At 65.1% G+C, this 12,222-nt stretch carries 9 protein-coding genes; all 9 read left to right on the top strand.

Annotated features, from left to right (window positions below):
• Positions 1-32: 32 nt before the first annotated feature.
• The 9 genes from mnmH to selB all read left to right on the top strand — a co-directional run bounded on the left by mnmH (position 33) and on the right by selB (position 12,222).
• Positions 33-1,112, top strand: coding sequence for a tRNA 2-selenouridine(34) synthase MnmH (gene mnmH, locus AADV58_RS01320; RefSeq protein ID WP_341743862.1), 1,080 nt, complete (start codon positions 33-35; stop codon positions 1,110-1,112).
• A gap of 175 nt (positions 1,113-1,287) precedes the next feature.
• A complete protein-coding gene (gene fdnG / locus AADV58_RS01315; RefSeq protein WP_341743861.1) occupies positions 1,288-4,353 on the top strand; it encodes a formate dehydrogenase-N subunit alpha in 3,066 nt (1,021 codons plus the stop codon).
• Between the two features lie 12 nt (positions 4,354-4,365).
• Positions 4,366-5,274 carry a formate dehydrogenase subunit beta gene (gene fdxH / locus AADV58_RS01310; RefSeq protein ID WP_298396343.1) on the top strand — a complete coding sequence of 303 codons (909 nt, stop codon included), beginning with the start codon at positions 4,366-4,368 and terminating at the stop codon, positions 5,272-5,274.
• Complete coding sequence (locus AADV58_RS01305; RefSeq protein ID WP_028993968.1) at positions 5,271-5,891, top strand: formate dehydrogenase subunit gamma; 621 nt, start codon at positions 5,271-5,273, stop codon at positions 5,889-5,891. The genes fdxH and AADV58_RS01305 overlap by 4 nt, the downstream gene beginning before the upstream one ends.
• A 92-nt stretch (positions 5,892-5,983) precedes the next feature.
• Positions 5,984-6,889, top strand: coding sequence for a formate dehydrogenase accessory protein FdhE (gene fdhE, locus AADV58_RS01300; RefSeq protein ID WP_341743860.1), 906 nt, complete (start codon positions 5,984-5,986; stop codon positions 6,887-6,889).
• Positions 6,890-6,933: 44 nt separating this feature from the next.
• Positions 6,934-8,331, top strand: a complete 1,398-nt coding sequence (gene selA / locus AADV58_RS01295) for an L-seryl-tRNA(Sec) selenium transferase (RefSeq protein WP_341743859.1) — start codon at positions 6,934-6,936, stop codon at positions 8,329-8,331.
• Positions 8,332-8,463: 132 nt separating this feature from the next.
• Entirely contained in the window at positions 8,464-9,798 is a 1,335-nt protein-coding gene (locus AADV58_RS01290; RefSeq protein WP_341743858.1) for an FAD-dependent oxidoreductase, read from the top strand.
• Between the two features lie 52 nt (positions 9,799-9,850).
• Positions 9,851-10,348, top strand: a complete 498-nt coding sequence (locus AADV58_RS01285) for an MOSC domain-containing protein (protein ID WP_341743857.1) — start codon at positions 9,851-9,853, stop codon at positions 10,346-10,348.
• A complete protein-coding gene (gene selB, locus AADV58_RS01280) occupies positions 10,345-12,222 on the top strand; it encodes a selenocysteine-specific translation elongation factor (RefSeq protein ID WP_341743856.1) in 1,878 nt (625 codons plus the stop codon). Before AADV58_RS01285 ends, selB begins: the two co-directional genes overlap by 4 nt.

The following is a 12,222-nucleotide window of genomic DNA, read 5'->3' as shown; positions in this document are numbered from 1 at the left end:
CTTTGGCTTGAAAGGGCGAAGGATAAAGGAAAATGCGCGACGACAGGCCGCCGGCAAATCAACGACCGCCCTCGCGCAAGGGGATCGCCAGCCTCGACGCGCTGGCCGGTTTCGACGAGATCATCGACGTCCGTTCGCCGGCCGAATTCGCCGACGACCACATTCCCGGCGCGATTTCCTGCCCGGTTCTCGACGACGCACAGCGGGCCGAGGTTGGCACGCTGTACAAGCAGGTCTCGCCCTTCGTCGCCAAGAAACTCGGCGCCGCCTACATCTCGGCCAACATCGCCCGTCATTTGCAGGAACGCTTCCTTGAGCGGGACAAGTCCTGGCGACCGCTGATCGTCTGCTGGCGTGGCGGCATGCGTTCCGGCGCGATGACCACGGTGTTCCGCTCGGTCGGCTGGGATGCCTGCCAGCTCGAAGGCGGTTACAAGGCTTTCCGCAATCATGTGCTGGCCGAACTGGAGCGCCTGCCTGGTCTTTATCGCTTTCACGTCATCGCCGGGCCGACCGGCTCGGGCAAGACGCGCATCCTCCAGGCCATGGTCGGGCAGGGCGCCCAGGTGCTCGACCTGGAGGGCCTGGCCTGCCACAAGGGCTCGGTGCTCGGCGGGCAGCCCGGTCAGGAACAGCCGGGGCAGAAATGGTTCGAGACCTGCCTGTGGCATGCGCTGGCCGCCTTCGATCCGGCGCGGCCGGTGTTCGTCGAGTCGGAGTCGCGCAAGATCGGTCGCCTGCGCCTGCCGGAAGCCCTGTTCCTCGCCATGCAGCAGGCGCCGTGCAGCGAAATCCGGGTTGCCCGCGACGACCGCGTCGCTTTCCTGCTGCAGGATTACCCGCATTTTCTGCACGATATCGGGGAACTGGCTGTGCGTCTGAACGGTCTGCGTGCACTGCTCGGCAACGAGCGTATCGACGACTGGCTGGCACTGGCCGGGCAGGGCGATTTTCCCCGTCTGACCGCTTCCCTGCTCGAACTCCACTACGATCCGCTGTACGGGCGCGCCCTGGGCCATCTGCGCGGCCCGCGCCGACAGATCGAGGCCGGCGCGCTGACGACAGAGGAAATTGCCCGGGTGGCGCAGCAGGTCCTGGCCTCGGCGCCCTGATTCGTGGATTGGGACATTTTGTCCATTCGTTCTGGCGGAGTGGACAAAATGTCCCGGTTTTCGCGCCGGGGCTCAAACCCGAAGTCTTTCGCCTCAGTGACTTGCGCCGAATGGCATGGTCGTTGCAGTGGTTTTTCCTTGCGACAGGGAGTCGCATTCAGGAGGAAAAAACACAATGAACATGAACAGGCGGCAGTTCTTCAAGGTCTGCTCCGCCGGGCTCACGGGTTCGTCCATCGCAGTGATGGGCTTCTCCCCGACCGCAGCCCTGGCGGAAGTACGCACCTTCAAGCTCGCCCGCGCCACCGAAACGCGCAATATCTGCCCGTATTGCTCGGTGTCCTGCGGGGTGCTCATCTACTCGACCGGGGACAAGTCCAAGAATTCCCAGTCCGAGATCATCCACATCGAAGGCGATCCGGATAATCCGGTCAACCGCGGTACGCTGTGCCCGAAGGGTGCCGGCCTGCGCGACATGATCCAGAGCAAGGACCGCCTGAAGTGGCCGGAAGTCCGCGAAGCCGGTGCCAGCGAATGGAAGCGGATTTCCTGGAACGAAGCGCTTGATCGCATTGCCGCCCACATGAAGGCCGACCGCGACGCCAACTTCATCGCCCAGAACGCCGACGGCCTGACCGTCAACCGCTGGCCGACGATGGGTGCGCTGGTCTCTTCCGCCTCTTCGAACGAAGCCGGTTACCTGACCGTCAAGACCCTGCGCGGTCTCGGCGTCACTGCGCTCGATACCCAGGCACGCATTTGACACTCCCCTACGGTGGCCAGTCTGGCTCCGAGTTTTGGGCGTGGTGCGATGACCAACCATTGGGTGGACATCAAGAACGCAGACCTCATTTTCGTCATGGGCGGCAATCCCGCCGAAGCGCACCCTTGCGGCTTCAAATGGGCGATCGAGGCCAAGAAGAATCGTAAGGCAAAGCTTGTCGTCGTCGATCCGCGCTTCAACCGCACGGCATCGGTGGCCGACTACTACGCGCCGATCCGGCCGGGTTCCGACATCGCCTTCCTCGGCGGCGTCATCAATTACCTGGTCAGCCATGACAAGCTCCAGCACGAGTACGTCAAGGCCTACACCAATGCCGCTTTCCTGATCGACGAAGGCTACGGCTTCGAAGACGGCATCTTCTCCGGCTACAACGAGGAGAAGCGCAACTACGACAAGTCCACCTGGAAGTACCAGATGGGCGAGGACGGCTTTGCCAAGGTCGACGAAACCCTGCAGGACCCGCGCTGCGTCTTCCAGCTGATGAAGGCCCACTACGCCCGCTATACGCCGGAAGTGGTGCAGCAGGTCTGCGGTACGCCGAAGGACGCTTTCCTCAAGGTGTGCGAGTACATTGCCTCGACCGCCGTCAAGGACAAGGTCATGACCAGCCTGTACGCGCTGGGCTGGACCGAGCACTCGGTGGGTTCGCAGAACATCCGCTGCATGGCGATGATCCAGTTGCTGCTCGGCAACATGGGCATGGCCGGCGGTGGCATCGGCGCCTTGCGCGGCCATGCCAACGTCCAGGGCATCACCGACATGTGCGCCTACTCGCAGAACCTGCCGGGCTACCTGTCGGCGCCGACCGAGGCCGACAAGGATCGCGCCAGCTATCTGGAGAAGCGCACGCCGAAGGCGCTGCGGCCGAACCAGATGAACTTCCCGCAGAATTTCCCGAAGTGGTTCACCAGCCTGTGCAAGGCCTGGTACGGCAACGCCGCCACCCCGGAAAACGGCTTCGCCTTCGACTGGCTGCCCAAACTGGGCGGGCCGGGCGACACGCTGGCCATCTTCCACGCAATGTTCGAGGGCAAGATCAACGGCTTCATCTGCCAGGGCTTCAACCCGCTATCGTCGGTGCCGAACAAGAAGAAGGTCGGCGATGCGCTGGCCAGGCTGAAGTGGATGGTCGTCATCGATCCGCTGGCCACCGACACCTCGGAGTTCTGGAAGCCGCACGGCGAGTTCAACGACGTCAAGCCGGCCGACATCCCGACCGAAGTGTTCCGTCTGCCGGCCACGCTGTTCGCCGAAAACTCGGGCACCTTCACCAACTCCGGCCGCGTCATCCAGTGGCGCTGGAAGGCGGCGGACGGTCCGGGCGACGCCAAGGACGACACCGAGATCATCGCGGCCTTGTTCCTGCGTCTGAAGGCCATGTACGCCAAGGACGGCGGTGCTTTCCCGGATCCCATCCTCAACCTGACCTGGGCCTACACCCAGCCGGCCAAGCCGTCGCCCGAAGAACTCCTGCGCGAGATCAACGGCAAGGCGCTGGCCGACGTGGTCGATCCCAAGGACCCGACCAAGGTCCTGGTCAAGGCCGGCGAGCAGTTGCCGAGCTTTGCCATGCTGCGCGACGATGGTTCGACCGCCTGCGGCAACTGGATCTACTGCGGCTCCTGGTCGCAGGCCGGCAACAACACCGCGCGGCGCGACAACAGCGATCCGTCCGGCCTCGGCCAGACGCTGAACTGGGGCTTCGCCTGGCCGGTGAACCGGCGCATCCTCTACAACCGCGCTTCCGCCGACGTGGCCGGCAAGCCGTGGGATGCCCAGCGTACCGTGCTCAAGTGGACGGGCACGGCCTGGGGCGGCAACGACATTCCGGACATGCGTCCGAATGCCGCGCCGGAAGAGAACGTCATGCCCTTCATCATGACGCCGGAAGGTGTCGGCCGCCTGTTCAGCCGCGAGCTGATGGCGGAAGGCCCGCTGCCGGAGCACTACGAGCCGTTCGAAAGCCCGCTGGACAACAATCCGATGCACCCGAACAACCCCAAGGCCAAGTCCAATCCGGCCGCGCGGGTGTACAAGGGCGACATGGAAGCGTTCGGCACGGCCAAGGACTTCCCGTACGTGGCGACGACCTATCGTCTGGTCGAGCACTTCCACTACTGGACCAAGTTCTCGCAGATCAACGCGATCATGCAGCCCGAGCAGTTCGTCGAACTGGGTGAGGAACTGGCCAGGGAGAAGGGCATCAAGGCCGGCGACAAGGTCAAGATCCGCTCCAACCGCGGCTTCATCAAGGCGGTGGCGGTGGTGACCAAGCGGATCAAGACGCTCGATGTGGACGGCAAGAAGGTCCACACGGTGGGTATCCCGATCCACTACGGGTTCAAGGGGGCGACGAGGCCTGGCTTCATCACCAACACCCTGACCCCGTTCGTCGGTGACGCCAACACGCAGACGCCGGAATACAAGGCGTTCCTGGTCAACATCGAGAAGGCGTAAAGGAGCGCTGACATGGCATTGCAATCGCTAGACATCAAACAGCGCTCCGCCACCACGACGCCGTCCACGCAAGTGCGGCAGACGGTGGAGATCGCCAAACTCATCGACGTTTCCGCCTGCATCGGCTGCAAGGCGTGCCAGGTGGCCTGCTCGGAGTGGAACGACATCCGCGACGAAGTCGGCAACTGCCACGGCGTCTACGACAACCCGATGGATCTGTCGGCCAAGTCGTGGACGGTGATGCGGTATACCGAGGTCGAGCAGAACAACAAGCTCGAGTGGCTGATCCGCAAGGACGGCTGCATGCATTGTGCCGATCCGGGCTGCCTCAAGGCCTGCCCGGCGCCCGGCGCGATCATCCAGTACAGCAACGGCATCGTCGATTTCCACCAGGAAAACTGCATCGGCTGCGGCTACTGCGTGACCGGCTGTCCGTTCAACGTCCCGCGCATCTCCAAGGAAGACAGCAAGGCCTACAAGTGCTCGCTGTGTTCCGACCGGGTTGCCGTCAACCAGGCACCGGCCTGTGTCAAATCCTGTCCGACAGGTGCGATCCAGTTCGGCAGCAAGGAGGACATGAAGGACTACGCCGCCAAGCGCGTCGCCGACCTCAAGGAACGCGGCTACGACCAGGCGGGGCTGTACGACCCGCAGGGCGTCGGCGGTACGCACGTCATGTACGTGCTGCACCATGCCGACAAGCCCGACCTGTACGCCGGCCTGCCGGCCAATCCGTCGATCAGCCCGCTGGTCTCGCTGTGGAAGGGCTTCGCCAAGCCGCTGGCAACGCTGGCCCTGGCCGGTGTCGCCCTGGGCAGCCTGTTCCACTACGTGACCAAGGGTCCGAACGAGGTCTCCAAGGAGATCGAGGACGAGATCGAGCGCGAAGATGCGTTGGCTAACAAGGAGGAAGCAAAATGATCCGCGATCCCAAGGACCTCAAGCGCTACACGGCGTCGGAACGGGCCAACCACTGGGTGGTGGGCATCAGCTTCATCCTCCTCGGTCTTTCCGGACTGGCCTTCTTCCACCCGGCGTTCTTCCCGCTGACACAGTTGTTCGGCGGGCCGGTGTGGACGCGCATCCTGCACCCCTACCTGGGGGTGATCATGGCGCTGGCCTTTGTCGTCATGTTCTTCCGCTTCAAGCACTTGAACAAGATGACACCGGCGGACAAGGAGTGGCTGAGCAAGGTCGACCAGATGGTTGACGGCGACGACCACAACATGCCGGAGCAGGGCAAGTACAACGGCGGCCAGAAGGTGATGTTTTGGGCACTGGCCATCAGCATGCTGCTGATGACCCTGTCCGGCATCGTCATCTGGCGGGCCTGGTTCGACCTGCCGGTGGACATCGTCCGCCTCGGCGCCGTCGTCCATGCCGCCGCCGGTGCCGTGATGATCGGCCTGATCATGGTGCACGTCTATGCCGCCATCTGGGTCAAGGGCACCATCCGCGCCATGTGGTACGGCACGGTCACCCGCGCCTGGGCCAAGCAGCATCACCGTGGTTGGTACCGTCAGGTAACGGGGAAATAATCCCGGTTCCCTGTTTCTAAAACGATTTACCTTGCGTTATCGGGGCTCTGCAGGAATATTCCTGCATCCCCGCTTTTTTCAAGATGGACCCCATGCAGAGCCAACCGATAGATTTTCATCCGCCCAGCGAAGAGGCGGCGCCCTACCTGTTGCCGGCGGCCGATGTGTTTGCCGGCCGCGCCCGTCGTTTCGAACACCTGGCCTGCGATCACAGCCTGGCTGAGTGGCTGCGCTTCCTGGCCCGCCTGAGCCAGGCCCAGCACGATGCGCTCAAGGCCATCCCCGAATTTCCGCTGCCGGATGCGCAGGCCCGCGAACTGGCCCGCAACCACGGCATGCCCCCGCTCAACCTGAGCGAACGTCCGGCGGTCTGGCGCGATGCCTTGCGCCAGATGCTCGCTGCCCTCGACGACGAGACCCTGCCCGAGGGGGCTCGCGCTACCTTGACCGGTCTGCAGTCGGCCGACGACAGCCGCCTGGAAAAACTCGCGGCGACCCTGCTCGAAGGCGAAATTTCCGCCGACCTGGCCGGCGAACTGCCCTTCATCGCCGCCGCCCTGCAGGTGACCTACACCGGCATGGCCCTGCGCCTCGATCCGGCCAGCCTGCAGAAACTCGACGCCCCGGCCGTCTGCCCGTGCTGCGGCAGCCCGGCGGTGGCCAGCGTGGTCCGTCTCGGCGCCGCCATCAACAACCTGCGCTACCTGCACTGCAGCCTGTGCAATACCGAATGGAACGTGCCGCGCGCCACCTGCACCACCTGCGAGGACGACAAGGAAATCGCCCTGCAGGAACTCGAAGGCAGCAAGGGGGCCGTTCGTGCCGAAACCTGCGACGCTTGCAAGAGCTACCTGAAGATCGTCTATCAGGATAAAGACCCGAATGTGGACCCGGTCGCCGACGACCTGGCCACGCTCGCCCTCGACATGCTGGTCGACGAAGCCGGCTACGAGCGCAGCGGCCCGAATCTGCTGTTGATTGGTGCCTATAGCGGCTGATCCAGCCTTTCCCTCAACCTTTCTGCCCGGTCCGGGTGAAAGCCATGAACGAAAATCCACGTCTGCCCGCGGTTGACCGCGTCCTCAAACAACTTCCCGAGCTGATCGAAACGCACGGCCGCCAGCCGGTGACCGCCTGCGTCCGTGCCGAGCTGGCCGCCGCCCGCGAGGGCGCGAAGCACGGCCTGCCGTTGCCCGACGAGGCGACGCTGCTTGCCGCTATTCGCCGTCGTGCCGCCGATGCCGCCCGCGCCAATCTGCGGCCGGTGTTCAACCTGACCGGCACCGTGCTGCATACCAACCTCGGCCGCGCGCTATTGTCCGAAGAAGCCATCGCGCTGATGGTCGAAGCCGCGCGTTCGCCCTGTGCGCTGGAATACGACCTCGCTTCAGGCGGCCGTGGCGACCGCGACGATCTGGTGTCCGGCCTGCTCGCCGAACTGGTCGCCGGTGGCTCGCCCGACATCGCCGCAACCATCGTCAACAACAACGCCGCTGCCGTGCTACTGACGCTGAATGCGCTGGCCCAGGGCAAGGAGGCGGTGGTCTCGCGCGGCGAGCTGGTCGAGATCGGCGGTGCCTTCCGTGTTCCCGACGTGATGCGCCGGGCGCAGGTGAAGCTGGTCGAGATCGGCACCACCAACCGCACGCACGAGAAGGATTACTTTGATGCCATCGGCCCGAAGACGGCGCTGCTGATGAAGGTGCATACCAGCAACTACGTGGTCACCGGCTTCACCAAGACGGTCGACGAGCAGGCGGTGGCCGATATCGCCCACGCCGCCGGCCTGCCTTTCGTCGTCGACCTGGGTAGCGGTACGCTGACCGATTTCGCGGCGCTGGGTCTACCGGCCGAGCCGACGCCGCAGCAGGCGCTGGCCGCCGGCGCCGACATTGTCACCTTCTCCGGCGACAAGCTGCTCGGCGGGCCGCAGGCCGGGCTGATCGTCGGCAGGAAGGACCTGATCGCGAAGATCAAGAAGAACCCGTTGAAGCGTGCGCTGCGCGTCGGCAAGACAACGCTGGCGGCGCTGGAGGCGACGTTGCGCCTGTACCGCGACCCGGATCGTCTGTGCCAGCGTTTGCCGACGCTGCGCCTGCTGACCCGGCCGACGAGCGAGATCGCCGCCCTTGGCGAGCGCTTGCTGCCGTCGGTGCAGGCTGCCGTCGGTGCCGGCTTCGTGGTTGCGCTTGAGGACTGTGCCAGCCAGATCGGTAGCGGTGCCTTGCCGGTCGAGCGACTGGCGTCGACCTCGTTGGTCCTGCGCTCGACCGCGAAGAAGCCGGGCAAGGCGCTGGCCGCGGTCGAAGCCGCTTTCCGCGGGCTGCCGCAACCGGTGATCGGCTACATCCGCGACGATGCCTTCCGGCTCGACCTGCGCTGCCTGGAAGCCAAGGATGAAGCGCGCTTCGTCGCGCAGTTGGCGGCAGTGAAACTGTAGTTTTTCCGGAAATGGCCACGAGCGGCGGTCCGCGTACCGCCCGCCATTCCCGACCCCCGGCGCCTGGCGGCGCCACCCTGTAAATCCGGGCATCTCCGTGTCCGGGTGGTTCAACGCAATGGAGACGACAACATGAGCTTCAATCGAAGACAATTCCTCGCCGCTGGGGCGGCGCTCGGGACGACCGGTGCCATCGCCGCGCCGACCAGCCCGCTACCTTTCCTGATCCAGATGCAGTCCGACCCGCTGCTGCCCAAGGCCACCGGCAAACGCGTGGTCATCTGCGGTGGCGGCTGGGGCGGGGTGTCCGCGGCCAAGCACCTGAAAGTGCTCGATCCGACACTCGATGTCGTGCTGCTCGAACGTAACCCCATCTTCTTCGCCTGCCCGATGAGCAACAAATGGCTGGTCGATGTCGTCGATGCGCAGTTCCTCACCTTCAGCTACCTCGACGTTGCCCAGAAGTACGGCTACCACTTCATCCAGACCGAAGTCACCGCCTTCGAGCGCGACCGGAAGCGTGTCGTCACCGCCCAGGGCTGGATCGATTACGACTACCTGATCGTCGGCGCCGGCATCCGCTACAACTATGAAGCCTGGTTCGGCAACGACCGCAAGGCCGCCGAATACACCAAGGCGATGTTTCCTGCTGCCTACATCCCGACCGCCGAGCACTTCAAGCTGAAGCAGAACATCCAGAACTTCAAGGGCGGCGACCTGGTGATGACGCTGCCGCCGCCGCCGCATCGCTGCCCGCCGTCGCCCTACGAGCGCGCCTGCCTGATCGCCGACCTGTTCAAGCAGCGCAAGACCAAGGGCAAGATCATCATCCTCGATCCCAAGCCGAGCATCATGCCGATCGGCGGCGGCTACAAGGACGCCTTCGAGGAGTTGTACAAGGACCAGATCGTCTACGTGCCCAAGGCGCAGATTCAGGAAGTCGATCCGTTCAACAAGCGGATCAAGACCACGGCCGGCGACTTCAAGTTCGACCATTCCATCCTGATGGCCCCGCACCAGGCCGGCGACATGGCCTGGAAGGCCGGCGTCATCGGCCGCGACGCGGATGGCAAGCTGACCGGCTGGGCCGGCGTCGATCCCTTCTTCCTCAACCTCAAGGACGACCCGGACACCTACGTGATCGGCGACGCCGTCGGCGTCGTCTCGCCGCTGTTCAAGTACTACCCGAAGGCCGGCCACGTCGCCAACGCCCACGCCAAGATCGTCGCCAAATACATTACCGACCGCGTCAAGGGCCGCGAACTGAAGCCGGCGCTGCCCGACAACCTCTGCTTCATGATGGTCAAGACCCAGCCGCAGGAAGCGATTGCCGTGCGCTTCAAGTACTGGGTCAACGACAAGGGCCTGATTGTCCAGGACCAGGACGACGACAACCTGCGCCGCCCCGAACTGGTGACCGAGGACTTCCAGTGGTTCGCCGGCAAGGTCGAGGACATGTTTGGTTGATGGCTATCAGCTGGTTCCACGTGGAACCAGCTTTGTCTGCTAGATTGGAAAGATGAGTACCAAGCCTTCTCTTGCCGTCGTTGAGCGCTTGTATCTTGCTGATGCGATGGGCGCACCCCTGCAGGCGCGGCTGCGTCTTTCCTTGTGTGCGGGGCAGGGGATTGTTGGCGACCGACATGCCGGTCGGCGAGATTGGCCGGGGCAGAATTTGACCCTGGTCGAGGCCGAAGAGATCGAAAATTACTGTTTGAGCCGCAGTCGACCGATTGATCTGGCGCTGACACGCCGTAACATCGTCACTCGTGGCGTTCGTCTCAATTCCCTGGTGGGTCGTCGTTTTCGCATTGGCGATTGCTTGCTGTACGGTATCGAACGCTGTGAGCCCTGCCGTAACCTTGGTCAGCGCCTGGCTGACGAAACCTTTGATGTGCCAGCCGTCATTCATTACTGGACGGGTCGTGGCGGCTTGCGTGCCGATGTCTTGAGCGATGGTGCAATCCGCGCCGGCGATAAGCTGGAGATCGTCGACACGTCCGGAGGCCTGGCATGATCGTTGGCACCGCCGGTCACATCGACCACGGCAAGACGACGCTGGTCAAGGCGCTGACCGGCGTCGACTGCGACCGCCTGAAGGAAGAGAAGGCACGAGGCATCACCGTCGATCTCGGCTACGCCTACACGCCCACGCTCGGCTTCATCGACGTGCCGGGGCACGAGAAGCTGGTGCACAACATGCTCGCCGGTGCCACCGGCATCGACTTCGCGCTGCTGGTGATCGCCGCCGACGACGGGCCGATGCCGCAGACCCGCGAGCACCTGGAAATTGTCGAACTGCTCGGCATCCGCCGGGGGGCGGTGGCGCTGACCAAGATCGATACGGTTGCCGCCGACCGCGTCGAAGCGGCAAAAAGTGAAATCGAAGCGCTGCTCGCGGATACCGCGTTTGCCGGGGCGCTGGTGTTTCCGGTTGCCGCCGTCAGCGGTGCCGGCATTGGCGAATTGCGCGAGCATCTTGAGGCCGTCGCCGCCGGGCATGCCCGGCGCGAGGCGGGCGGGGGATTCCGGCTGGCGGTCGATCGCTGCTTCACGCTCACTGGTGCCGGTACTGTCGTCACCGGTACGGCCTTTGCCGGCTGCGTCCGGGTTGGCGATCAGCTACTGCTGTCGCCGAGCGGCAAGCCGGTGCGCGTGCGCAGCCTGCGCGCTCAGGATGCGCCGGCAGAATCCGGCCAGGCCGGACAGCGCATCGCGCTGGCGCTGGCCGGCGTCGAAAAGGGCGAAGTCGAGCGCGGCCAGTGGCTGCTGGCGCCGCCGCTGCACCGGCCGTTGCGCCGTTTCGACGCGAAGCTGCGGGTGCTCGCCGGGCAGCCGGCCTTGAAGCACTGGACGCAGGTGCACCTGCACCTCGGCGCCATCGACGTGCCGGCGCGGGTGGCCCTGCTCGGCGCCGAGGAAATCCCGCCCGGTGGCGAACACTGGGCGCAACTCCACGTCGACCGCGACATCGGCACGCTCGCTGGCGACCGCTTCATCCTGCGCGACGCCGCTGCCCGCCACACCATTGCCGGCGGCTGCGTGCTCGACAGCGCGCCGCCGACACGGCGCAAATCCAGCCCGGAGCGCCTGGCGATGCTGGCAGCGCTGGCCGATCCCGATCCGGCGGTGGCGCTGGCGCTGGCCGCCCAACAGCAGCCGGCTGGTGTCGACCTGGCGGCGTACGCGCTCAACCGCAACCTCGACGCACCGACGCTGGCTGAAATCTGCCAGCGGCTTGGCCTGCGCACGGTCGGCGACATCGCCTTCGCCGCCGCCGGCTGGCAGGGCCTGGGTGAGCGCTTGCTCGCGGCGCTTGCCGCGGAACACGAGCGGGCGCCCGACCTCACCGGCGTCGAGCGCGACCGCCTGCGCCGGCTGACGCTGCCGACGCTGGCCCGGCCCGCCTTCGACGCGCTGCTCGGCGAACGGCTGGCCAGCGGCGAGGTCGCCCAGAGCAATGCCTGGCTGCACCTGCCCGGCCATCGCGTCGAACTTGCTGCCGCCGACCGCGACCTGTGGCAGACCTTGCTGCCGCTGCTCGCCGCCGAGCCGTACAACCCGCCGCGCGTGCGCGATGTCGCCAAAGCCACCGGTATCGCCGAGGACACCGTGCGTGCGCTGTTCAAGCGCATCGCCCGGCACGGCGAAGCCTGGCCGGTGGCGCACGACCATTATTTCACCGCCGCCGCGGTGGCCGACCTGGCCCACCACGTCGCCATGCTCAACGAGCGCGACGGCTGCGCCCGCGCCGCGCCGCTGCGCGACGTGATCGGTGGTGGCCGCAAGGTGGCCATCCACATCCTCGAATTCTTCGACCGCATCGGATACACTCGCCGGGTGCGCGATACGCACGTACTACGCGGTGTACCGGAGCAATTCGGATCATGA

Source organism: Azonexus hydrophilus, from assembly GCF_038368255.1.
GTDB lineage: Bacteria > Pseudomonadota > Gammaproteobacteria > Burkholderiales > Rhodocyclaceae > Azonexus > Azonexus hydrophilus.
The sequence above is the reverse complement of the archived record's forward strand: the minus strand, read 5'-3'. Positions and strand labels throughout refer to the sequence as shown.